Source organism: Psychrobacter sp. MF31 (genome assembly GCF_012847335.1).
Classification (GTDB): domain Bacteria; phylum Pseudomonadota; class Gammaproteobacteria; order Pseudomonadales; family Moraxellaceae; genus Psychrobacter.
The window spans coordinates 59,611-84,181 of the sequence record NZ_JABBDX010000008.1 but is presented as its reverse complement, the minus strand read 5'-3'; the positions used below and the strand labels follow the sequence as shown (position 1 = coordinate 84,181).

The 24,571-nt window shown below is 43.3% G+C and carries 23 protein-coding genes, 1 tRNA gene and 1 pseudogene; 19 read left to right on the top strand and 6 right to left on the bottom strand.

Annotated elements, in window-relative coordinates; all coding sequences use genetic code 11:
- The first annotated feature begins 218 nt into the window (after positions 1-218).
- From HF322_RS10510 to HF322_RS10455, 12 genes and pseudogenes are all read left to right on the top strand, one after another.
- Entirely contained in the window at positions 219-3,143 is a 2,925-nt protein-coding gene (locus HF322_RS10510) for a hypothetical protein (RefSeq protein WP_169393406.1), read from the top strand.
- Positions 3,140-4,516, top strand: a complete 1,377-nt coding sequence (locus HF322_RS10505; RefSeq protein WP_169393405.1) for a hypothetical protein — start codon at positions 3,140-3,142, stop codon at positions 4,514-4,516. The genes HF322_RS10510 and HF322_RS10505 overlap by 4 nt, the downstream gene beginning before the upstream one ends.
- A gap of 19 nt (positions 4,517-4,535) precedes the next feature.
- On the top strand, positions 4,536-5,084 hold the full coding sequence (locus HF322_RS10500) for a hypothetical protein (protein WP_169393404.1): 549 nt from the start codon (positions 4,536-4,538) through the stop codon (positions 5,082-5,084).
- A gap of 69 nt (positions 5,085-5,153) precedes the next feature.
- A pseudogene (locus HF322_RS11705) lies at positions 5,154-5,266 on the top strand (IS1595 family transposase); the annotation flags it as partial.
- A 285-nt stretch (positions 5,267-5,551) separates the two neighbouring features.
- The gene (locus HF322_RS10490) at positions 5,552-6,826 is read left to right on the top strand and encodes an integrase arm-type DNA-binding domain-containing protein (protein ID WP_169393403.1); all 1,275 of its coding nucleotides are present in this window, start codon (positions 5,552-5,554) and stop codon (positions 6,824-6,826) included.
- A 702-nt stretch (positions 6,827-7,528) separates the two neighbouring features.
- Positions 7,529-7,759 (top strand): AlpA family transcriptional regulator, encoded by a 231-nt coding sequence (locus HF322_RS10485; RefSeq protein ID WP_169393402.1) that lies wholly within the window; start codon positions 7,529-7,531, stop codon positions 7,757-7,759.
- A gap of 2 nt (positions 7,760-7,761) precedes the next feature.
- Positions 7,762-8,112 (top strand): CHC2 zinc finger domain-containing protein, encoded by a 351-nt coding sequence (locus tag HF322_RS10480; protein WP_169393401.1) that lies wholly within the window; start codon positions 7,762-7,764, stop codon positions 8,110-8,112.
- 2 nt (positions 8,113-8,114) lie between these two features.
- Entirely contained in the window at positions 8,115-10,349 is a 2,235-nt protein-coding gene (locus tag HF322_RS10475; RefSeq protein ID WP_169393400.1) for a DUF3631 domain-containing protein, read from the top strand.
- Positions 10,346-10,939: a hypothetical protein gene (locus HF322_RS10470; RefSeq protein ID WP_169393399.1), complete on the top strand. Its 594-nt coding sequence runs from the start codon at positions 10,346-10,348 to the stop codon at positions 10,937-10,939. The genes HF322_RS10475 and HF322_RS10470 overlap by 4 nt, the downstream gene beginning before the upstream one ends.
- A 154-nt stretch (positions 10,940-11,093) precedes the next feature.
- Positions 11,094-11,393, top strand: coding sequence for a helix-turn-helix domain-containing protein (locus HF322_RS10465; protein ID WP_169393398.1), 300 nt, complete (start codon positions 11,094-11,096; stop codon positions 11,391-11,393).
- 178 nt (positions 11,394-11,571) lie between these two features.
- Positions 11,572-12,147 (top strand): hypothetical protein, encoded by a 576-nt coding sequence (locus HF322_RS10460; RefSeq protein WP_169393397.1) that lies wholly within the window; start codon positions 11,572-11,574, stop codon positions 12,145-12,147.
- 34 nt (positions 12,148-12,181) lie between these two features.
- Positions 12,182-12,532 (top strand): hypothetical protein, encoded by a 351-nt coding sequence (locus HF322_RS10455; protein WP_169393396.1) that lies wholly within the window; start codon positions 12,182-12,184, stop codon positions 12,530-12,532.
- A 922-nt stretch (positions 12,533-13,454) separates the two neighbouring features.
- On the opposite strand, the gene HF322_RS10450 is transcribed toward HF322_RS10455, so the two are convergent.
- Both HF322_RS10450 and HF322_RS10445 read right to left on the bottom strand, forming a co-directional pair.
- Positions 13,455-13,541 (bottom strand) — tRNA-Leu (locus tag HF322_RS10450).
- Between the two features lie 105 nt (positions 13,542-13,646).
- Complete coding sequence (locus HF322_RS10445) at positions 13,647-14,420, bottom strand: ferredoxin--NADP reductase (RefSeq protein ID WP_169393395.1); 774 nt, start codon at positions 14,418-14,420, stop codon at positions 13,647-13,649.
- Positions 14,421-14,738: 318 nt separating this feature from the next.
- On the opposite strand from HF322_RS10445, the gene tsaA reads away from it, so the two are divergent.
- The 7 genes from tsaA (at position 14,739) to gspK (ending at position 20,208) form a co-directional block, all read left to right on the top strand.
- The gene (gene tsaA, locus HF322_RS10440) at positions 14,739-15,536 is read left to right on the top strand and encodes a tRNA (N6-threonylcarbamoyladenosine(37)-N6)-methyltransferase TrmO (RefSeq protein ID WP_169393394.1); all 798 of its coding nucleotides are present in this window, start codon (positions 14,739-14,741) and stop codon (positions 15,534-15,536) included.
- An 89-nt stretch (positions 15,537-15,625) separates the two neighbouring features.
- On the top strand, positions 15,626-16,414 hold the full coding sequence (locus HF322_RS10435; RefSeq protein ID WP_169393393.1) for a TatD family hydrolase: 789 nt from the start codon (positions 15,626-15,628) through the stop codon (positions 16,412-16,414).
- A 100-nt stretch (positions 16,415-16,514) separates the two neighbouring features.
- Positions 16,515-17,201 (top strand): TetR/AcrR family transcriptional regulator, encoded by a 687-nt coding sequence (locus tag HF322_RS10430; protein WP_169393392.1) that lies wholly within the window; start codon positions 16,515-16,517, stop codon positions 17,199-17,201.
- A complete protein-coding gene (locus HF322_RS10425) occupies positions 17,131-17,838 on the top strand; it encodes a prepilin-type N-terminal cleavage/methylation domain-containing protein (protein ID WP_169393391.1) in 708 nt (235 codons plus the stop codon). Before HF322_RS10430 ends, HF322_RS10425 begins: the two co-directional genes overlap by 71 nt.
- Positions 17,839-17,888: 50 nt before the next feature.
- Positions 17,889-18,317, top strand: a complete 429-nt coding sequence (gene gspI, locus HF322_RS10420; RefSeq protein WP_169393390.1) for a type II secretion system minor pseudopilin GspI — start codon at positions 17,889-17,891, stop codon at positions 18,315-18,317.
- A complete protein-coding gene (gspJ, locus tag HF322_RS10415; RefSeq protein ID WP_308811493.1) occupies positions 18,314-19,138 on the top strand; it encodes a type II secretion system minor pseudopilin GspJ in 825 nt (274 codons plus the stop codon). The genes gspI and gspJ overlap by 4 nt, the downstream gene beginning before the upstream one ends.
- The gene (gene gspK, locus HF322_RS10410) at positions 19,135-20,208 is read left to right on the top strand and encodes a type II secretion system minor pseudopilin GspK (RefSeq protein ID WP_169393389.1); all 1,074 of its coding nucleotides are present in this window, start codon (positions 19,135-19,137) and stop codon (positions 20,206-20,208) included. The genes gspJ and gspK overlap by 4 nt, the downstream gene beginning before the upstream one ends.
- A gap of 41 nt (positions 20,209-20,249) precedes the next feature.
- On the opposite strand, the gene HF322_RS10405 is transcribed toward gspK, so the two are convergent.
- The 4 genes from HF322_RS10405 to HF322_RS10390 form a co-directional block, all read right to left on the bottom strand.
- The gene (locus HF322_RS10405; RefSeq protein ID WP_188211258.1) at positions 20,250-20,933 is read right to left on the bottom strand and encodes a TetR family transcriptional regulator; all 684 of its coding nucleotides are present in this window, start codon (positions 20,931-20,933) and stop codon (positions 20,250-20,252) included.
- A 10-nt stretch (positions 20,934-20,943) separates the two neighbouring features.
- The gene (locus tag HF322_RS10400; protein WP_169393388.1) at positions 20,944-22,335 is read right to left on the bottom strand and encodes a deoxyguanosinetriphosphate triphosphohydrolase; all 1,392 of its coding nucleotides are present in this window, start codon (positions 22,333-22,335) and stop codon (positions 20,944-20,946) included.
- Between the two features lie 129 nt (positions 22,336-22,464).
- Positions 22,465-23,556, bottom strand: coding sequence for a redox-regulated ATPase YchF (ychF, locus tag HF322_RS10395; RefSeq protein ID WP_169393387.1), 1,092 nt, complete (start codon positions 23,554-23,556; stop codon positions 22,465-22,467).
- 96 nt (positions 23,557-23,652) lie between these two features.
- Complete coding sequence (locus HF322_RS10390) at positions 23,653-24,441, bottom strand: phosphodiester glycosidase family protein (RefSeq protein WP_169393386.1); 789 nt, start codon at positions 24,439-24,441, stop codon at positions 23,653-23,655.
- Between the last annotated feature and the right edge of the window lie 130 nt (positions 24,442-24,571).

Genomic DNA, 24,571 nt, shown 5'->3' with positions numbered 1-24,571 from the left:
CTGATGGCTTCTAATTTGAATTCTCGGGTATATTGATTGCGTTTGGTGGTCATACTATTTTCCTTCTTTGGGTTAGTATAAACCTCTTATGCGCTGTCCAAGTTTATTATGCCACTACACTGATATTCGTCATGTTTGCGCTCACCATGTCGAGCTGGATGCGGTATGCAAAATCATAACCAAGACGCATAAAACCTTAGAGCAAGAGAGCTATTTGTATGACTGATATGCTAGCAAATGAAACCTTAAACTACACCCTAAAGCGCATTGTATTTGTTAATTCTGCCAATCATGCTTACTCCGAGATTCAGTTAGATAACCATTTAGCTTTATTTGGCGCTAATAATGCAGGTAAGACAGCAAGTCTTGCCGCAACCAAACTCATGCTATATCCCGAAACCGACTTTAGTAATTGTCATAAGAAATTTCAGTTTAAGGGTAAGGCTGGCGTTTATTCAAAAGAAGACTCCTATGAGTTCTACTTTCCATCGCCTCAGTCATTTTTAATCATGGAAACCAAAAATGATGCTGGCGTGGCCTGTATGGTGCTATACCGGGATAAAGGTTTTCGTTACTACCGTGTTTTCTTACCCTTAGCTTATGATGACATAAGACATCTATTTTGGGATGAGCAAAATGATAATTTTGCCGATAATTTAAATGTAGATACTATTTTAGCTTTTCAAAAGAAGCATGGTGGTCTGCATGTTAACGATGATAGGCATCTCACCGAGCTTATGTATAGCAACTTCACAGGTGCTCATAGCCGTTACAGTATTGTGCCCCTATCTGAAAATACGACTAAGGCGGTACACGCTTTTCGCAGTATCTATCAGATGGCGTTTGATGCGGGTACAGGCGGTACAGAGGCATTAGCAGATGCTATTGCTACCTTGATTGAGATGAGGCGTGGTCGACCACAAGAGCGAATGAATGCTGACTTAGCAAGTCTTGAAGAAGAGTACCAAACGCTATTACAAAAGAATGAAGAGCTACAATGCCTGAAAAATAACAAAGAAAATTATGAAAACTTAAAGTTCAGATTTGAGAGTTTGCAACTAAAGCGCAAAACGCTCACTGAGCAACATACCATGTTGTTAAAAGCGTTATCAAATAGCAAAACCAGCTATGCTAGCAGCTTTGGCAACTTATCTAAAAAAATTACCGATGCTCAAAGTGTATATAAAGATTTAGAGTCCAATTTCAAAGATGTTGAAACCAAAATCGATAAGATAGCGGGTGCCACAAGCGAGCTAAATAAGGTTATAGATAGACAGCAAAAAAATATAGATTTAGCTGAGCAAGTGCTATCTCAGCATAAGCATACTGACGCTATTGAACTTGCCTCGGTACTCAGTGAACGTAGAGAACAGCTTGAAGAACAACAATCAGCACTATTTGATGTCGTTAGCTTAACCGAACAATTAGAAAAACTGACTAAGAGTATCCATCACAACACAGCAAACCTTAAGCGTCAGCAGAATACTTTAAGCGATTTGAATAAACTGATGTTAACGCAGCTACCAACTAAATCAGCGGATGTACTATTTAGTCTAAACAACGACTTTGCTGAGCTTGCCTTAGAATTGACATCAGAGCAAATTGACTCTATAAAATCTTTTACAAACTGGTTTGATAGCTCAGGTCAGCATCTGCTTTTTAACCAAGTTCAGATGCCAAATACGACAACTCACAGGTTTCAAGTTGAAGAACAAAGACAAAATTTAATGCATTCTATTAGCAAGCTTGAGCAGCAAATTAAAGGCGATAATAGCAATAGAACGACGCTACTTAATGCCACCAAAGATATTAGCGGTGCTTCACGCCAGCAAAGTTTAAATAAAATCAAAGAAGAAATAGCTACTCTTGATAATCAAATTAATGCTTTAGAGCGCTATAAAATTAGCCTAAAAGATATTGAAAGCGATAAGCAACAACTGGCAGAAAAAGTAGATTCAAAGTTAGCGCTATCCGAACAATTAAAAATGCTTGAGAAAGAAAAAGATCAAGCATATCAAGCGTTGCAAAATATGTTGAATCAAAGGGATAAACTTGAAAGTCAGCGGAGTAATTTTGATCATTATACTAATAGCTTAAATCAGGTAAAAACAACTGTAGGAGTAGTTCATTATAGTGAGACTGAGGTTTTAGAGATTATAGAAGCCTACAGTCAGCAACACGGTGAGTCACTCAAATTAGATATGAGCACGATTAACAACCTAGCTCAGCAAGCCAATACTTATAACCGTGAGTATAGTGATCTTAAACATCAAGTTGAAGCTTTTGTACAACAGGTTCCCAATGAGAATGTTGATACATTCGCTCATATTCAAACATTGACGCAATTAAGCGACATTATCGCTACTTACAACAACAGTTTTAGCTCGCTTGATTATCAAATACAAACGCAAGCTAACAGTATCAGCCGACATAATCAAATTATCAGCAGTCAACTTCGTGAAATCAGTGACGCCAGCCATATGCTGACCGACTATGTTGCCAAGATTAATGCCGAGCTAAACACCCATCAGATATCCAATCTTAAACAAGTTCGTATCAAGCTTCACTGTCATGCAGACTTTGAGCATGTTCGCAAACTACAGCAAAATCATGACCTTACTCAAACTAAGCTTATGAGCGATGAGTTTTATCGCACTTTGATGGCGTTTATGGAAAAACATGCCAACAAGAAGACTAAGCTAATAAAGATGCGCGACATTATTAGTAAAATAAATTTTGAGTATACTGATGCCAACGGTGTTCTGACGGATAAATCGCAGTCTGGCGGTACTACCAGTACTATTACTGCTTCTATTATTGCTATCTTACTTGGTCAAATCTTTATGCAAGGCGCTTCTTTTAAGATGCCTATCGTAATTGATGAAATTGGCGATTTGGACGACGATAATACCAGTACGATTATTGACTGTATTGATAGCCATGGTTTTTCAGCATTTTGTGCTACGCCGACCCAACGTGCCTCAGTATGCCAATCTGTTAAGCGTTGGATACGTGTGGACTACAACATATTTCAGCATCCGCATACAGTAGCAAGCTGCGTGCTCAATATCCTACCTGAGTCGGTTGAAGTCTGGGGCAAAGTTGATGGTGAGCAAGCACTGCCTACTGAGGTTATGGCATGATTAACCGTGATGTATTGATCCAAAAGGTATTAGAGTTTAAGTACGACTTTTTTCAATTTATTGATTATATCAACGCCCATGACGGCGCTATGGAATTTCCTTTTACCGCTTATGTGCAGTTTTATAACAAGAAAATTTTATCGCAAGATAATGACGCCTTAAAAAATATTTTGAGTCTAGATAGTTTGCTTGCTGGCGGTGTTTTTACTCATCATGATAAGGTCAGTGGCATGCTAGTCATGTCAAAGGTGATTTATGATTTGCTGGTGTTTTTAGATGTATCTCGAAACAAAGAGCTTAGTCACGCCAAGTTTGAATCTTTAAGACAGCAGACTGAACAGGTGACCATGCAAATTATGCGCACTGAGACTGGTTCTCAAGAGTACCGTGATCAGTTCAACCTATTTTGGGATTTAATTAGCGAGATTCTGACCACTGTTAAAGAAAACATTCGGGTTTTGCATCATAAAGTAGACGACGTCGCCAATCAGTACGGTCAGTTTGAAACTGGTCAGCAACAGCATTCTATCAATGAATTATACGAGAAGGCTCAGCAGCTACATGATCGTCATATCAAGCCCTGCTTAGAGTTTATTAATCCTGATATACAGCTCATTAATCGTAAAAACTTTGTAGAATCTATTGATGCTTTGATGGACTATTATCGTCAAAGTGATCACGAGTCCATTGCTATTGCTATCCGCTATAAACTAACAGCAGTTACTTCGTATTATAAAGATATTGAGGATCTGTCTAATAGACTTTTGACTTACTTATACAGCTTAGCGGAACAGCGTCGCTATTTTATGGCTATTGAACAAAGATACAATAGCTTGATGCAAACCTTTGATAAGCTCTATCGCCATGGTGGACAAAAGAATTTGTATCTTACAGCGGATCTTGAAGATATTAGTGATATGCGCTGTTTTGATGGACTTTCCTCTCACAAGCGAGCCTTCTCAGCTAAGTTTGACCGCGATCCTGAAAAAAGCATTCAACAGTTCAAACATTACTTTGAAGAGATTCAGCAACGTCCTATCCAGCATAAAGCTGATATCGCTCATGCGCCAAAGCTGCCTGATAAAACGCTACAAAATCGTAAAAATGATATTTTAAAACTTATTGCGTCTTTACCAAAAAAATCATTTATTAAAGACATCCATCAACACTTAGATGCTTATCTGAAAGCTTCCATGGATGAGTATACGCTTATTGATGTACTCTATGGTCTTGAGTTTTATTTATCGCTTATTCCAAAGTCGAGGGTAAGACAACAAAGTGCTCGCCGACGCATAGAAGATGAGCACTACTACTGGGAATATCGAGTACTGACTGTAAACAGTGAACAGACTGATGAAAATATAGGTGATTGATCGCTTAAGGAACAAGTAAATGATTGATATGCATAATAGTGTTGAGATATATAACCATTTGATGAACGGTCGCATCATAAACAAAAGCCAACTGGGTTCGTATGGTGACTTTGAACCAAACCCTATGTTTGAGGAAGTTATCAATAACCTAGAGGTCTATAAAAACCAGTATAAAATGTGTGGCTTTAGTTTGATTGCCAATGCAGAGTTCATTTATATCGTCAAAGGTAACGTTTATGAACTTAGTAAAACTGATATCGCAATGAAAGCATACTGTTTATTATTGATAATAGGCAAATATATCACCTCGCATAATTACAAGCTTAATAAGCTTAGCGCCGCTTCTGGCGGATTAACGTCTTCAGATATCGATAAAATTGGCTTGCTACCAGATACTACAGAGATATTACAACGAGCTAACATGAACGAAGATTTCTTTAAAAGCATTAAATCAACTCTGGTTGAACGCCAAATTATGTTTGAAAATCCTATCACTCAGAATTTTGTGTTATCTGATTCAGGTATGGCGTTTTATGAAGAACTTACAGCAGGTTTTATTGCTGGGTGAAAATTAGGATTGATAGTTGTATAAAATAGAAGGGGCTGTATTAGATAAGCAGTATGCTAGACTACTTTCATGAAAACCCGTTGTAAACGAAGTAAAAAATACAGCGACGACGACTGGAGTTTTTCACAGCTGAAGTAACCGCTAGAACCGCTGCAGATTTGCTTGATATCTCCCCAAAAACTTTTGGAATCAGGTGAATCCATAGTTTATAGGTAATAAAAAACCCTTATAAGCATTGACTTATAAGGGTTTGGTGTTGGTACCAGTGGTCGGAACCATAACGTTTTATCCTTTAAGTCTATAACAATCCGTAACAATCTAATTATTCTAATATAAGCCTTTATTTATAAGCTATCAAGTTAAATTACTATCTATCTATTGTCTAAATCAGTCTAAAAAACTATAGGGCAAGCTAGTGTTATAGTGTACACTGCGGCGTACACGATACGGAAAAAGTACACGCCAGCATGACCACTAAAGCCATCACCATAAAGTCAGATAGAACCATCAAAACCATCACGCCGCCATCAAAAGGCGAGATACTTTGCAAGGTATCAGGTCACCCGAAGCTATTTTTGCGCGTGAATAGCGCTGGCGCGAAGCTTTGGCTTTATCGTTATACTCACCCAGTATTAAAAACCAAGCATAAGCTATCACTTGGCAGTTATCCCGCGGTTACGCTTGCTCAGGCGACTGCCACGCGCCTTGAGTATGAGCAGCTATTACAGCAAGGTATTGACCCCAAAGCCCACCGTGAGCAGCAACTCAAAGCCGAACACAAATCACTTGCCAGCACCTTTGAAAAGATGGCTTGGCAACATTTCGAGCAGCTTAAAACGAAGCAAAAAGCCACCACACTAAAGCGCAAGCAAGGTCGTTACGCGCTGCTATGCTCATATCTTGGTGATACGCCGATAGGGGATATTGAGCCGCTGCAAATGCTTGATGTTTTAAAAGACATTCAAGCCAATTCACTAAAAGACGATGGCACCCCAACTGATAAAGCCGACCGCTGCGCCGTAATTGCCAGCGACATATTTCATTACGCCATCATTCACGGCTATGCCAAAGCTGACCCCGCAAGATTGGTGAAGCCAATGCTTGATGGTTACAAGTACGGCAACCGACCGTCAATCACTACGCCTCACGAGTTTGGGCAACTGATGCGCGATATTGAGTCGCTCAAAGGTCGCATTCATGACAGCGTTTTTAACTCTCTTAAACTGCTATCTTTGCTATTTATCCGCAATGGCGATTTGCGGCGGCTGGCATGGCGTGACGTTGATTTAGTGAATGCTCAAATCGACCTAAAGCCGATGAAAGGTCATGGCGCAAGCAAGCTACGCATGGTCAAAGACATGATTGTGCCATTGCCGCATCAAGCTATCGAGATACTAAAAGAGCAGCATAAAATCACAGGTCATACCGATTACGTTTTTTATAGTGACACTGCCACCAAACACGACATTCTCAACGAGAACGCCGCCAACGAGGCGCTAAAGCTGATCGGCTATCAAGGCAGACATTGCGCCCACGGCTTTAGAGCGTCAGCTAGAACGATACTCAGGCATAAGCTAAAGCAAAATCTTGATGTAATAGAAATGGCATTAGGTCACATTACCAAAGACCCAAACGGAACGGCGTATGACAGATGGGAGTTTATCGAGGAGCGCCGCGCGATGATGCAAAAATGGGCTGATTATATTGATGGGTTGAAAAAGCAGTCAGTTGATGAAAATTAAAGTTTTACTCAAGTTGCGTCAATGTTTGTCGTACAAAAACGCAAGTGAGAAAAATTCAGCGATAATTATATTTCTCTGAAGACCTTTATATATCAGGCGTTAAGGTTTTAAAATATATTACTTGCTACTTGTGGTCTGTTCTGCACGAATAAATACCCCTACAGACTATGCTAGAATGCGATAAAGTTTGATTTAAAAGGCTGTCTATAAAGTATGATAGCTAAAGATATGAAATAGAGTGGGGCGAGTAAGTCGCTGTTTAAGTTTGGCGACTAGGTAGCGACTACCGCCCACCTATTTTAATGAGAGCCAACAAAGAGGAGATTTGCGCATGACATAACCAACCATTAAAAAAAGAGAGGATAGAAATATCAGGGCTTTAGCTTTGCTGAGCATCATGACATCAACGGCAGTTTTTACACCGTGATATATATGACGTCATGTATTGTGCCTAATTTGAGGCACAATAAGCAAGCCAATAGTCTCATATAACGACACCTTGCCCCACCTTTTCCCCTCTCTTAAATATCGTTCACACCTTGTGAAACCTAGGGTTAACTCAGGTTTACTGATGTTAGCTCAGTTACAAAAATTATTAGTTTACTAATATTCTGCCTCAACCCCACCGAGGCGGAATAGGTTTTTTACACCTTTTTTTGCGATTTACGTTTAACTAATTAATATATTAAGAGAGAAAATCTCATGACCGATAAAAATATCGACACAACTTATATCCTAGCGCCGCAAGGCTTATCACGTGCTAAACAGATTTTACCGCTGCTACCGTTCGGACGCGCCAGCCTTTGGAAATTCTCAAAGTCTGGTCAATTCCCTAAACCAGTTCGCATTACTGGAGGCATTACCGCATGGCGCAATGCTGATGTTTTGGCATGGCTTGAAGCCCAAAGCGCCGCTAATGATGATGAGATATAGCCATGACTGACTTTATCCGCAATCATTTATCAACGCTCAAGCAGTCATCTGTCAGCACCAAACGAGCAATTAAAAAAGTAGGTCGCGGCAAGGTGAACAAGTCACGGCTGCCAAGTCCAAGCGACTTTTACCGCCAGTTTAATATTACGCTTAAAGGCGGCTGCGGTTGGCAGATGGTCAAATGCCCATTCCATGACGACAATCACGCCTCAATGGGCGTAAACCATGAGCATGGTGGTTATAAATGCCATGCTTGCGGCGCTAGTGGCGATGCAATCGGTTTTTATATGCAGTGGCATAACGCAAGCTTTATTGATGCTTGCCGCGCTTTGCAGCTGATTGAGGAGGCGTAGCGATGGACAAGCCATTAATTGATAATAAAGACCTGATTGAACAAGCAAAAGCTTTTGCCGCTCAAGTTACGCAAAAACAAAAAGATAAAGGGTTTACTGCTACGCATTTACATATCTATACCGGTAGTGATGGCGGTTTTTTATACGCCAAGCCGAGGCTTAAAAACTTAGAAACAGGGGATAAATATATCCGCTCAATCAGCCTTGACAATGCGGGCAAGTGGCAGATGCGCGACCCTGATTTTGACCTTGTTTATCCGGAGGGCGGCGGCAAAAAGCCGCTTTACCTACTTCATGAGTTAACGCTCAATCCGGCGGCGGATATTTATATTTTTGAGGGCGAGCAAAAGGCAGACCTTGCAAAGCAGCTAGGATTTATCGCTACCACATCCGGCGGTAGCACACAGATTGATAAGTATCACTGGGAGCCGCTGACAGGGCGTAACGTGTGCCTTTGGGCTGATAATGATGACGCGGGGGCAAAGTGGCTTACCACGCTTTATCGTGTGCTTACGGCGCTTGGCTGCGATGTTCGCGTGATAGATATTGATAGTTTAGGACTGCCCGAAAAAGGCGATATTGTGGACTGGGTAGCGTTGCAGCGTCAACAAAACGCGGTTGCCTCTGATGATGAGTTGCAACAGGCAATAAAAAAGCTGCCCACTATACCCAGTGAGCAGCTTTCAATCTTAACTGATGACATAGCCGAGCCATCAAGCTTAATTTTACCACAAGAGGGCGAACAAGTAACGCCGGAAGTGGCGCAACGTGTCATCGAGCAGTTGGCGGCATTAAGTGACCTTGAGTATCAATTAAAGCGCGGCGCGGCGGCAAAATCACTAAATGCCATGCCAGTAGGAGCGCTTGATAAGCTGGTCAATGAAGTACGAGAAACGCTTGAGGTTGAGCAATCAACAAGCCTTGTCATCGACACAGAGCCGTATCAAAAGCCAGTTGATGGCGCAATCATTGCCGAGGAGATTTACCGCATTATCAATCAGCATATTGCTTGCAGTGATGCGGTTGCAATCGCCACTACGCTATGGATTATCTTTACATGGGTAGTTGAGGCAAGCTATATCGCGCCTATTGCTTGGATTAACGCCCCTGAAAAGCGCTGCGGCAAATCTCAATTATTAACCTTAATCGCGCTTATGAGTAAACGTAGCTTGTCCTCATCCAACATTACCGCGGCGGCGCTGTTCCGCTGTGTTGAGAAGTATAACCCTACGCTTATCGTTGATGAAGCGGACACCTTTATCAACGACAATGAAGACTTACGCGGCGTGTTTAATTCAGGTCATAGCCGAGATAATCCCCATGTTATCCGCTGCGCTGGCGATGACAACGAGCCAAGAGAGTTTTTCGTTTATGGGGCAAAAGCACTGTCAGGCATTGGCAAAATACCCTCAACCATCATGGACAGGTCAATCAGCCTTACCCTACGCCGCAAGCTGAAACATGAGCAGCGCGACCGTGTTCGCCATCTATCACGTGACACCACAAACACTATCAAAGCAAAGCTTGCAAGGTGGAGCGATGACAACATAGCAGCGGTCAAAGGTGCCATGCCGGAGTTGCCCGAAATGATTAATGACCGAATGCAAGATAACTGGGAGATATTGCTCAAAGTGGCAACGGTACTGGGTGAGGACTGGCTCAAACGCGCCAATCAAGCTTGCATTGAAATATCCGGCATCGAGCATGACGAACCAAGCTTGAATGAGCAGCTGCTTATCGATATTAAGACAGTGTTTGATTTAAAGAAAACCGACAAGCTGTTAACTAAGGATTTATTGGTAGGACTGTGCAGTGACCAAGAAATGAGCTGGGCAACCTACAATTGCGGTAAACCTATCACGCCTCGGCAAATTGCTAACCGTTTAAATGAGTATCGCATTTCATCAAAGGATATTAGAACGATACACGGTCGCGGCAAAGGCTATGATGTCACGGATTTTAAAGACGCATTTACGCGCTACTTGCCAGCTACCCCTAATCTATCCGTGACAACGCGACAAGTTAATGATAGCAAGGGTTACAGCGGAAATACATCCGTGACAACAACGGATAGTGTCACGGATAAAAAATCACTACAAGCCATGACTGATAAGGGTTGTCACGTTGTCACGGATAGAAACCCTAATCCTGACAGCACTACTCAATGTCACGCTACCAAAGCTGCCAATGAGCCGGACAATCCTGTCACGGATAAAATCGTTCGGGGGTGTTTATGAATGCCATCGACATTATCGACAGTTTAGAAAATCAGGGTATTATCCTTTGGGCAGACGATGACGGCTTGCATTATGAGGGCGATATTAGCATCGTTACGCCAGTCGTCATTGACATGCTCAAATCAAACAAGCCTGCGATTATTGAAGCGTTATTGCAGTCAGCTGCCAATGACGAGCCGCTGCCCACGCGCTGGCAGGTGGCGCTATCTATCCTTGATGATATGGTCAAAGAGAAGCGTGACCGGATGCTTTACGCCAAAGCGCCGATACGAATAGAGCGGCGCGATTGGCGCAAGCGGTATCAGTTGGCGTTAAGTCTTAGCGACTTTGAAACCGAGCGTTTAGAGCAGGATTTGCGCGCTAATCAGTGGGTTTACTTTAACAATATGTTTGCAACCGTTGAGCGAACCACGCTGGAATTTGAGGCAATGGCGATTGAGTTTTTTAACTGGTCAAGGAATAGAGGGATTAGCGGTCAATTCTTGAGCATTCCGACCGGAGTTGTTAATCATGGTCGCATAAGAACCTTGCCAGCTGATACCGTTCAAGGGCTAAAAGATTTTATGAGGCAATACGACTCGAAGCAATGATAGCCATTGATTTTAGTAAGATGGGGCGTTCCAAGTGAGCGCCTTTTATAATCTAATTGATAAATCACCCTTTCTTATTAAAACTACAATATATAACCGTATTGTTATATAATTGCTCATTATTAGCGGCTTATCATTTGTAGGAGCGTCAACCATGACCACGTTTACAAGCTTAGATGATTACATGGCAACCTTGCCAGCCGATAGCAAGCAGCGTATCAATAACAAAGCCAAAGCGTTGAGCCAATCAATCGAACTTGCCAAATTACGCCGCGCTCAATCGTTAAAACAGACCGAACTTGCCGCCATGATGGGCGTATCGCAAGCCAATATCTCAAAGGTGGAAAGCGGTAAAGATATTCAGCTATCAACCTTGCAGCAATACGTTCACGCCTTAGGCGGAGAGATTAGCATCACGGCTAAAATGCCAAGCGGTGAAGTCGTTTTGATATAACAAGCGATTTACTTTATGTTCAAACCATTGATTTTGCTTAACTTCCGTCATTGGGGGAAGCCGCGTTATTATGACCACAGATTGGCGCTGAGCGCGTTTTAAAATCGCTTTGATGCACAAAGTATTAGGAATAATCACAGCGCCGTAAGCGGCAAATTAGAGCCAAAAGGTTTAAGACATGAAAAAAATACTACTAATTGCATTATTTCTTACAGCGGTTACAAGTCAAGCAAGCGAAATTAATACTTTAGAATCCAGTGATGAAACCTCTTACCCAAAAATAACTTATGATTCTAATGAAAATATCTATAGGATTAAATTTAGAGATTCCCCATCTTCTATAGAGAATGAGAGCCAAGACGTTAATCAAAGCCACATTGGTAAAGCTCTTTTAGAGCTTGAAACAAGACAAAAAAATGATGCGGAAATGACAGAAAAGCGTCAAGAATTTATAAAGACTATGAAACTAAAACAGCAACAAGATATAGAGGATATGAGGGAGAGAACTCAAGAATATATGAGGACTCTTGATAAGCAAAGCCAAGAACGTGAGAGAAAAGCGCGAGAGCTTGCTAAAAAACCTAATGCAAAAATTGGAATGACAAAAAAGCAAGTGCTTAACAATACGAATTGGGGAGAGCCAAACGGAGTTAGAACATTTACTACCGCGAAAGGAACAAGGGAAGTATGGTCTTATAATAATTATAAATACTTATACTTCGATAATGGCAAATTGATTATGATTGAGCAATAGTAATCGCCTATACACTTATTAAATAGGAATTAAGATGAAAATCTATGATCTGAAATCAATACCAATAGTTTTTATTTTGATGCTAAGTATTTCTACTTTGACACAAGCTAAAGCAAATTCACTTCCGGATATCTGTAATAAAAATGGAACAGCTATCATGATTATTAAAGACGTAGATATTGGAGATGGTTATCATGTCGATTTACAGTATGGAAAGCAGCTGATAAATGCGTATTGCGATGTTGGCGACTGTGAAGTGTTATATGATTACGGAATAAAAGATATAAAATCTAAAGTTACATTAAGCACTATTCAGATGGAGGAAGAAGAAAATACTTTAATATGCAGTGTTACAGATATTGAGCTTAATCCCTATATCCCATAGCCTTAAAAATATCTGATTTAGCCCGAAGTTGAGCGCTTTTTTTTGTGGTCAAGGTTGATAAAAGTTCACATTGAAATGAGAAGCAACGGCTACAAAACGGCTAGGACTAAGCGCAATCAATGGATTTTTAGATACAAAGCAAACCTGATAAAACCTAATGCCCAAACTTTAAGCAATCCCAGCTATCAAAGGTTATCTTGGTGTAAAGGTAATAGGAGCAATTGAAACGCCGTAAGCAGCATTAAAGCGCATGGCTTATCGTGACATTAAGTATTCATGTCAGGCTTGTAAACCCCACCAATACTACAGCGCAAACTTGCTTCAATCGCCATTGGTGACTGAACAAGACTTGCTCAACATTGAGCAGGAGTCTTGTTGCTTGACCACCCAATTTTGGGCAATGAATAAGTTAACACAGTGACGGACATTCACCCAAAGGTGAGGGCTTGTAGTGTCAGGTTTTGACAGGTTTTGCAGACCGTAAAAAGGTTTACCACAGGATACGAACTGCCAAAAAGTGAATGGCGCTCAAAGCCTTAACCTTACTAGCTTGTAGCGCTATTTTATGAGTAAAAATAGGTGAGGTCGTAAACAAAAACAGCTATCATTTTTCGGACAACTTAGAACGGCTTGTCTTAGGTTTCCCCTAGTTTTTGGACATCGTAAAGCGTTCAGCATGATGACGAACCCCAGCAGAGGTAAATCAGTTTTGAATTGGGATTAATAGCAAGCGTTTGCCTTGACCCTCAATTTGAGGTCGTAAGTCAGCAGTAAAAACCATAAGACATGAAAAAGCCCCCGATAAAGGAGGCTAATTTATCAAATTAAGCTTGAACTTGAATCAAAGTGTACACTGTGATGTACACGCTAAAAGCTAAACTATCTTTAAACCTTTAGCAATCAAGCACTTAACTTGAAATATTGGTACCAGTGGTCGGACTCGAACCGACACGCTTTTAAGGGCAACGGATTTTGAATCCGTCATGTCTACCAATTCCATCACACTGGCATGTGGGGTAATAACCGAAGTTATCTAGTTGGGCTACAGTATTCTCTGTATAGGCGCGTATTATAGCAGCCTAATTGCTGCCGTCAAGCGTTTTTTGCAGTTTTTTTAGCCAACGAACGCGCGCTCAACCACATAGTCCGCTTGAACCCCCATTCTTGGCGATACGGTTAAGCCAAAATCATCCAAGATACTGGATACTTCCGCGTTAAAAGGCATACTGCCGCAAAGCATCGCACGGTCATCGTCTTTGTTGATCGGCGGCAAGCCAATGTCTTCAAAAAACTTGCCCGATTTCATCAAATCGGTGATGCGACCTTTATTTTTAAAGTCTTCACGGGTCACAGTTGGGTAGTAAATAAACTTTTCGCGGAACCATTCGCCAAAGATTTCATCATTGGGAAGCTGATTTTCAAACATATCGCGATACGCTAAATCATGAGCGTGGCGAACCCCATGAACCAAAATCACTTTTTCAAAGCGCTCATAAACTTCAGGGTCGCGAGCAAGTGATAAAAACGGCGCAAGTCCAGTTCCCGTTGACAGCATATAAAGATGCTTTGCAGGAAGCAAATCGTCTAACACCAGCGTTCCGGTTGGTTTTTTGCTCACCAATAACTCATCACCGACTTTGATGTGCTGTAATCGTGAGGTCAAAGGACCGTCTTGAACTTTAATGGAAAAAAACTCCAAATGCTCTTCATAATTGGGGCTGGCGATAGAGTAGGCGCGAAGTAGCGGTCTGCCATCAACGACCAGACCAATCATCGCAAATTCGCCGTTACGAAAACGCAAACCGTCGTCACGGGTGGTTTTGATGCTAAATAAATCGTCGTTCCAGTGGTGAACCTCTGTGACCGTTTCGGTGCGAAGTTTTGACATAATGTCCTCGTCGTTGGCAAATAATAGGTTGGCAAAAAGGATAATAGAAGCTTAAAAGCTATTATTTTAATGATTTTAAGATGAATTGACACCGAATTTTATCATGATAAAAAGCGGTTGCGCAGCCAAGCTGAATGCAAGCCATTCTCAACAAATTTGCCATGATAACAAATTTTGGCATAAAAATCCGAGCAGCTTTTGGCAGATATCATGATAAAATGGAATATCGTTAGCGAAAAATAAAGCTTCGCTGCAACCACTTTGAGCAGCTATGACGTAAAGCTTTCATAATAAAAGCAATCATAATCAAGGAAAACTATGGCAGAGCATACCGCGCCAATCATTGGCTATTTAAGGTCGCCATTGTCCCAAAAGTTTGGCGCGCCAAGGCAGCCCAATTTAGTAGCGCTGCAAGGCGTCATTGAAATGGTCGCGCCATTTGATGTGCCTGAAGCGTTTGAAGGACTTTGTGATTTTAGCCATCTTTGGCTCACTTGGCAATTTCACCATAACGATAAAAAAAACAATCTCAAAAATCATGACGATAAAACATTTCGTGCTCAAGTTCGACCGCCGCGATTGGGCGGCAATCAAAAAATTGGCGTGTTTGCCAGTCGCAGTATGTATAGACCCTCAAAGCTTGGATTGTCGGTGGTGAAGCTTGAAAAGGTACTAATTATCGATAACCGCGTAATGCTGCAAATTAGCGGCGCTGATTTGATTGACGGCACGCCAATCATTGATATCAAGCCCTATATTCCCTATAGCGATGCGCTACCCGATGCAAGTTTTGGTTTTGCACCAAGCGCCCCAAAGCCGATTGACGTTGTAATTTTACCAACAGCCCAAGCGCAGTTTGAAGCATTGATCGAAAGTGAAAAAAAAGCTAAACCTAAATCAGGGCAGGAGCAGTTGAGATTTAATATTCAGCAAAACCTTTTAAACGAGGATTTGCCCATCATTAAAGCGCTGATTGCTCAAGACCCGCGACCGGCTTACCGGCAAAAAGAGGTTGGTACAAGATTTACCATGCGCTATAAATCGGTCGATGTGAGCTTTTATCAAGAAAACTTAGGTGAGCTGCAAATTTGCGATATTAGGCAAGTTTTTGATTAGCCCATCTTTATAGTCAGCGTTGAAATTTTGAGTTTCGCAGCCATCTAGCAAACTTTATGATAAATTATTGAAAATAATCGAGATTTTTTATGTTTACAGACAGCCATTGCCATTTAAACCGTTTGGATTTAAGCCGCCATGACGGCAAGCTTTCAGGAGCAATTGCGGCAATGAAAGCGGCAAACGTGACCCGAGCGATGGCAATCATGTGTGATTTTGCCGAATTTGACGACATCCGCGCAATCGTCAACGAGTTTAGTGATGAGGCGCTGAATTTAGGAATGAGCGTTGGCATTCATCCTTGCGAGGATTTGGCGGTGCTCAAATCAGCAACCGTTGAGCGCTTGGTTGAAACGGCAAGCGATGACAAAGTTTGGGCAATCGGGGAGACGGGACTTGATTATTATTGGTCAACAGAAAATAAAGCCGAGCAGCAGGCAAGCCTTTCCCGTCATATTCATGCCAGTCAAGCGCTAAAAAAACCGCTCATCGTTCATACGCGCGAGGCAAAACATGACACGCTTGATATTTTAAAGTCGGAAAACGCCGAGCACGGCATCATTCACTGCTTTACTGAGGATTGGGAAACGGCAAAACGGGCGCTTGATTTGGGATTTTATATTTCCTTTTCGGGAATTGTTAGCTTTAAAAGTGCACAAACCATTCGCGAGGCGGCGCTAAAAGTGCCAAAAGATCGAATATTAATCGAGACCGACAGCCCGTACTTAGCGCCTGTTCCTAAGCGCGGCAAGCCCAATGAGCCTGCATTTGTGCCCTTTGTGGCAAGCTGTTTGGCAGATATGTTTGGTATGAGTTCAGAAGACGTTGGCAAGCTTACGGCAAAAAACTTTGAAAATTTGCTGGCACAGTACTCTTAAAATAGTTATGCTATGACCAGTCAGTCATTTAGCAAAATTGAACATTCAGTTCCTAAAAATAGTTAAAAATAGCTGAATGAAACGCCGCTTAGGAGGGATGATGAGCCGTCAACACCAATTTAAAACTCGAGAAGAAAATATTTTGGCAATGGCTGAGCAGTTATTGCTTGAGTCAGGGGACGGCGACATCACGCTTGACAGCTTAGCCGATCAGCTTGATTTGGCAAAAGGCACGCTTTATAAGCATTTTTCGAGTAAAGATGAGCTGTATTTGCGAATCATCATCCGCTATGAAGAGCAGCTTTTTGCGATTAATAAAATTGATGACTGTGCGGCGGCAGGGGTTGCTCGGATGATTTTTCAACAACTGCTCAATCCGCAAAAAGCGATGCTATTGAACCAAATTGAGGAGCGCCTTGCCGCATCTGTGACGGGGCTGAACCGCTTATTTGGCGAGCTTTATGACATTCGCCGTCAGCGGATGCGCCGCTTGATTGATATTGTTAGCGCCTATTTAATTGAGTCGCAAAGCCGAATGACCACGCGCGATTATTTGTCCTCGATTTGGGCGATGGGTCAAGGTGGGGCAGGATTGCTCAATTCAAGCTTTTATCAGCGTTATTTGGGTCGCCGTGACACGCTCAGAACCGCGTTTGTTCAACAAATGCTTGATTTGCCAAAGCATTATCCAATTTGCAGTGATGATGACAATTTAGATGCCGATAAAGAGGAGTTGGTCGAGCAAATCGAGACCGAGTCTGAGGAGCACCGCAATACCACGTATTAGCCCAAGTCTCAATCAGCGCTGGCTACAGTCGGGGTTTACGCTTGTTGAAATCGTTGTTGTGGTGGTAATCTTGGCGATTTTTGCAGGAATGATGAGCTTGTCGGTTGGCAGCAGTGAAGTCCGCAAAAACAGCGCGTTTTATGAGCATCTGGTTGATACGCTCGGTTACGTTCGCCTGCTGTCTGCTGAGCGCATGCAGCCGATGGGGCTGGCATTAAAAGCTGATCAAGAAGGTCAAGTAACGCCCGTTATTGTTGCGTTAAATAATCCTTATTCCGGATTGCAATCCAAGGGTCGTCCAAAAAATAAAGACGCCATGGAATTAAGCACCGATATTGAGGGCTTATCTGCGATGAAAGAGGATCAAGTGACCCCAAGCTGGCAGGTCGAGCCTGACGTTCAGCTTCCTAAATTGCCTACTGGCGTCACTTTAACGATTGCCTCACTTGAGCCGCAAGATACCGCCAATCGCAAGCTTCAGCCGTGGTTTTTAGCGCAGGATGTTCCGCAAGTGCTTTGGTTTGGGACAGGTCAGGCGGCACCTGTGACCCTTGAAGTTCGTCATCAATCAAGACTGGTCGGTGAGGTAATTACCATTATGCCTGATGGCAGTATTAAACAAGGTCAAGACCAGTAAACGCAAATTTGGCGCTATTTTTGGCATCTTAATCAGCAAGGCTTAAGCGTATGCGCCGCGAAGGTGGGTTTACATTAATTGAAGTGATGGTGGCGCTGTCTATTTTGGCAGTGGTTGCCGTTGCCGCAAGTCGCGCCAGCAGTGCTTATTTAAACTCGGTTGAAGTGCTCAAAACCAAAACCTTGGCGCAATTTGTCGCTCAAAATACCGCCGCTGAATTGCAAATTAACGAGGTTTGGCTTGATGCGCCGCAGTCAAAAACCATTGATGAGCAAGGCAGAACGTGGCAAGTGTCAATCACCCCAAGCGATAGCATCGCCCCTGCGCTAAAACAAGCAACAATTCAGGTCGCGCCAATCAATGACGGTCAACCAAAAGCTGCCGTTACCGAGTTGACTGTTTTATTAAGCAATCCAAATCAAGAGGTCGGTAGTTTGGATTTGACAACGTTAACGTCCGCCAAAGCAGGTCAACTGTGAGAACTTTTGAGCAAGGCTTTACCTTACTTGAATTGATGGTGGCGATGGCGATATTTGCCGCCCTTGCAGTGTCAGGCTGGCAAGTCTTTGATGGGGTCAATCGCGCCCGCGACCGCGCTCAAGTCCATGCCGAGCGTTTAGCTGAGTTGCAATTTGCCTATTTGCAGCTTCAACAGGATTTAAGCCAAATCGTACCATACCAAATCCCTGTTGAGCCAACTGCAGAGAATAATCAAGACCAGCCGCTTGACCCAAAGCCTTTTGCCAAGCTTGATAGCCAGTCGTTCAGCTTTGTTCGCTTTGCTGATCCTGACCCAAGGTTTCAATTCAGCCCCGCTTTGGAGCGTATCGATTATGTGTTTGATCATGAGCGCCTGATTCGTAAAAAATATCTTGCCATCTCCAGTGACCGCAATACCGATAATCAACGCCCAAGCTTAGACAGCGTGGTTTTAACTCATGTCAGCGAGGGACGCTGGCAAGCTTATTTACCAAAAATAAGCGCCACTTTTCCCAATGAAGACACGACAAACAATAATAAAGAAGCAGCAAGTGGTGAGGATAATCAAAATCCGCCATTATTATTGCCCAAAGGGGTTCAATTAACCTTTAAGCATCAAGGCGAGCCGATCACTTGGCAATGGGCAATCGTGAGTGATTCGCAAATTGTTTTGCAAGCTGCCAAAAATAAAGCCAGTCCGCCATCGAATAACAATGCAAATAACCAAAATACTGCTAATGATAATGCGGCTAGCTCGGATAATAATAGTTCGCCGACACCCAATGATAATTCGAGCAATCGACCGGATGGCTTATTATGACACCGCGCAAAATAGGGGACGGCAAAATAACTGGCATAAGACGCGAGCGCGGCGTGGCGTTATTGACCGTGTTATTGCTTGTGGTTAGCATCACGGTGGTGGCAGGAGCAATGCTTGCCAGCCAAAAGATCGCCATTCGCAAAAGCAGCGTGACTGCCAATCAATCCCAACTCATTCATGATATTCATGCCGCCGAAACGCTCGCAGTTACCGTTATTCAAGCAAGCAATGCGCTTAGCGACACTGATGGCAAAGATAGTCTTTGGTCACAGCCGCTGCCACCGATTCCTATTGGCAATCATAGCGTGAGCCTTCAAATTACTGATGAAGCAAGTAAATTTAATCTTAATAATTTATATCACGATGGCAAAGTGGATACCGCGGCGCTAAAGGTGATGCAAAGGCTGCTGGTTAACCTTAATTTAGAGCCAAAACTTGCCATCGCCATTTTAGATTGGCAAGACCCAGATAGTGAAGTTTATCAAGATGGCGGCGATGAAGCGGCGGTTTATCAATCGGCAAATCCGGTCACCATTGCCAATCAGCCGTTTTTAAGCATTGATGACTTGCAAGATATTCCGGCGATGGACGCTGACAAACTGGCAACGCTTAAGCCCTTTGTCACCGCCGTGCCTTATTATTTGCCCATCAATGTCAATACGGCAAGCCCTGAGCTGTTAGCCGCGCTGATCGATGGCGCAACCACGGCGCAATTAAAGCCGCTGATAGCGCAGCGCGACAACCAGCCGCTAGAAAATTTGGATAGCGTTTGGCAAATACCGCCATTTAGCCAAGTAGCAAGTGAGCAAAAGCAACAATTAACTTCGATGCTTGCGGTAAATAGCCAAGCATTTTTAGCCATGATTGAAGCGGCAGATGCTGAGCAATCCTCTCGGCAACGCTTTGCCACTGTACTTATCAGCAATTTACCCGATAATGAGGCTAGTAAAAATCGTGATATCGCAAACAACAATGAAAACGCAAATGCTGAAAACAAAACTGATAATTCAGCTAAAAAAACGGTAAAAGTGATATCACAGCGGTTTTGGGCGTTTAATCCCACAATTTAGCATCCAATGATTTAGTATCCGATGCTTTAACGCTGAGAAAATCAATCAGCAAGTTTGGTTTCTTCGCTAGATTTCCAGTTATAAGCGCCGTAAAACAACATTTGCGCTTGCCGAGTGCAGTTATGCAGCATCAGCTGCTTTTTGGCGTCAATATCTGCCAAATCGACCTCATCATCGTGACTTTCTGAATAGGTAAGTTCAAGCCAATCGATGATCCAAGAAAAAAACATATTGACCCCAGCTTCAGCTAAAAGCCTGCGATCATAATCATTGATATGCGTAAAAGCGGGTTGAAGCGCCAAATCCTCGCCCAAAATCTGAGCGTGCATTTTTACCAAATCACTGATCGCTCGGCGAACAGCATCTGAGCCGCCAAAGCGCTCACTGACCAAAAACTGCCAATAGCGCGGCTCGCTGCTGACCGTTGTTAAAAACAGCTGAATACTTTTGGCAATTTGCCGATCAAAGCTGCGTTTTTTGCCGATGTGCAAGCCATTTCGTAAAATCTCAAGCGTTCCGCCTAGCTCCTCAACGACCAGCGCCTGCCCAAGCGATTCCATATCATCAAAATGGCGATAAAAGGCAGTGGGGACGACGCCCACCTCACGGGTGACTTGGCGCAGGCTGATGGAGCTAAAAGACTGACCCATCATGCACAAATCTAACACCGCATTAAAAAACGCATGGCGGGTTTGCAGCTTTTTTTGCTCGCGGCTGACAATCATAACAACTCCTTTACAAAACAGGCGCGATATTACCTTGAAGCTCTTGCGCCAAACGATACGCCTCGTGGTCATTCATTCCGGTGATAAAGTCTAAAATATTTAAGATATTTTGATAAATGTCATCACCAAGCGCTCGGCGGTGTTCCGAAAAATGTGGCGCTAACAATAACCCCAAGCGCTGTTTTTCAAAACTCATTTGCATGGCAGGCTCCCAAGCCAACGGTAAAAAAGCATCCAAAAGCGCCGTTAAGCATTGGTTTGCCATCAGCTCTAAGCGAACTTTGCTTGGGTGATTAAAAATCTGTGATTGCGCCAAGTGTTTGGCTTGCAAAATGCCATTTTTAACATCGCCTTGGCAGTAATCAAACAAGCTTCCAACCAGCGTTCCCGTTAAAATGGCATTAATTTGCTCAACAAAAACGTCGCTGATGCTCTCAACCAAACGCATCATCGCTCGCGCCCGCAGCATGGCTAAATGCTGACGGATCGAGGCTTGACTGGATATGGGCGTTTGAGCCTCGCCAATAATTGCAAATAAAATTTTGGTCACCTCAGGGACGCTAAGCATATTTAAATGAACGCCATCTTCTAAATCAATCAAGGCATAGCAAATATCGTCGGCAGCCTCAAGCAAATACGCAAGCGGATGACGCGCAAAGCCGCCGTGATCGGGCGATCGAGGCAAATTGAGCGCTTCAGCTAGCAAGGTAAGCTGCGCTGACTCACTTTGAAAACTGCCAAACTTGTTCAGTCGCGGCGGCTTTTCGGCGCTATCATAACCTTGATTACTGTCAATAGCCAGCCATGGGTATTTCATAAACGCGCCCAATGTTGCGCAAGTTAAGCGCATGCCGCCTGCGTCCGGATGATGCTCATTTTTGGTCAATAAGCGAAACCCTTGAGCATTGCCTTCATAAGCCAATAAGTCAAGCCGTTCAGCTTTAGAAAGCTGGCTTAATACCGCTTGGCGTTTAGGATCGGCAAACCAATCACGAATGGCAAACTCGCCGGCATGACCAAAAGGTGGGTTGCCAATATCATGCGCCAAGCAAGCCGCCTGAACCACCACGCCAAAATCCGTTGGCGTAACTCCAATGGGCAATCCTGAAGGCAAGCGATGTTGCAGCTTTTCAGCCGCCATCATCGCAAGCGAGCGCCCGATACAGGACACCTCAAGCGAGTGGGTCAAGCGCGTATGAATCCCCAACTGATTGGTTAAAGGGTGGACTTGGGTTTTTTGATTAAGCTTATGAAACGAGTGCGAAAACACCAGTCGATCGTAATCTTGATGAAATGCGCTTCGGGTTCGGTTTAAGCTTGGCGCCTTTTTGGCAGAGCCTAAGCGCTGATCGCTGAGCAAATTTGCCCATTGGTCTTGAACCGTTTTGGAAGTTATTGTCATTATTTTATCCAAAGTAATAAATAATAACTCCCAGTATAAGCAAAAAAGCTGGCAAGAGTGCCAGCTTTTAATACAAGTTTGCAAGACGATATCAGCGTTTTTGGCTTTGACTTTAAAACGGCTGTAAAATTAAACGTTAAAGCGAAAGTGCATCACATCGCCGTCTTGAACGATATAGGTTTTGCCTTCTAGTCGTGATTTGCCAGCGGCAGCCGCGCCTTTTTCACCGTTATATTCAATAAAGTCATCATAAGCGATCACTTCAGCGCGAATAAAGCCGCGCTCAAAGTCAGTATGAATGACGCCAGCAGCTTCAGGTGCGGTTGCGCCAACTTTGACCGTCCAAGCGCGAACTTCTTTGACCCCTGCGGTAAAATAGGTCTGCATATCCAGTAGCTCGTAACCCCCGCGAATCACTTGGTCAAGACCGGCTTCCTCCATGCCAAGCTCGGCTAAAAAGTCGGCTTTGTCCGCCTCATCCAATTGGGCAATTTCCGCTTCCAACTGGTTGCAAAGTGGGATGACAATCGCGTCGTCGCCTTTGGCATACTCGCGAACGGCGTCTAAATACGGATTATTTTCAAAGCCGTCCTCGCTCACGTTGGCGATATACATAATCGGCTTTAAGGTGATTAAGCCATAGCTACGAATCAGCTTTTTCTCATCGGCATCAAGATTGGCAACGCGGGCAGGCTTACCATCAGCAAGTAATGGCTCGATTTTTTCAAATACCGCAAGCATCGCTTGGGCGTCTTTATCGCCGCCTTTGGCTTTTTTGGTCAGGTTATGAATGGCTCGGCTCACCGCTTCTAAATCGGCTAAGGCAAGCTCGGTGTTAATCGTTTCGATATCGTCAATAGGGCTGACGCGACCATCAACGTGGACAACGTTGTCATCATCAAAGCAGCGAACCACGTGAGCAACCGCGTCAGTTTCGCGAATATTGGCTAAAAACTGGTTTCCCATTCCTTCGCCTTGTGACGCTCCGGCAACCAGCCCTGCAATGTCCACAAATTCCATTGCGGTTGGCAATACGCGCTCAGGCTTGACAATGTCGGCAAGTGCCTTTAAGCGCGTATCTGGAACGGGAACGATGCCGGTGTTTGGGTCTTTGGTACAAAAGGGGAAGTTTTCCGCCGCAATGCCAGCTTTGGTCAAGGCGTTAAATAAAGTCGATTTGCCAACGTTTGGCAGCCCAACGATGCCGCAATTAAATCCCATAATCATCTCACAATAATAAATTCAGTAAAAAAGAATCAGGCTAAAAATTGAGCGTATTGTAGCAAACTAAAGCCGCACTTTGGCGAGTTTTGGCAATTAGTTTCTGCTATCTTTTGACACGCTCCCAATCATCACGCCCATATCTTGCTGGTCGTGGCGCTCAAGCTCTGGCGAATACAGCGCCGATGCCACCCCGCCATCCAAAAATAGCGCATTTGGGCAGCCCAGATTGTCTTTAAATAAGCTTGCAAATTCATAAAACGTTACCGGCTCATCGCTAATGACCAGCTTGATTGTGCCATCCTTGCAGACGCCCGCGCCATTTCGTGGTTTTTTTGAGGTGCTCTCAGGGTTAAATTTAGGGTGAATTTGGTTATTAATAACGAGCATGGGACCTGATTGGGTCGCAAACCACGGCTTGATTTGCTGATTTTTGAGCTTTTCGCCAAGCGCTTTACTCTCTTCAATCGCCACGCGACCGGATTTGTCCCACCAAAGCACGCCGTTTGGCAACAAATGAAAATTACCGCCGCCATCTTTGGTATTTAAGCTATGAATTTCGCGACCTTGGATCACCGTATAGCCAATCGGCGCAAAGTTTTCATCGTACATTCCGGCGTTCATAGCAAACTCAAGCTTGGCTTGGTTTAAGCGTTTAATCACATTATCAAAGGTGAGCAGCGGTTTATCTTGCTCATTTTGCCAAAACAGCTGCAATTTGTCGCCGGATGTGGTGCAAATGCTGTGCGCAAATGGCTCAGTATGGGTCACGCAAGTGGCGGTGTCATCATCAAAATCAACCAGTTCGGCAAGGTCTTGTTTGCAGCCACTAAGAAAAGCGGCGGCAGTAACAACAATAATCGGAAAAAAAGAAGCTCGCGGCATAAAATATCAGTCTATAACTATCCATCAATAATGAAATCAATAATAAATTTTTAGTAAATGATAATCAAATAACCTTTTCAATTAATTTTAAAAATAGTTTTTTTAAAAATTTTGCTGCAAGCTTAAGTCA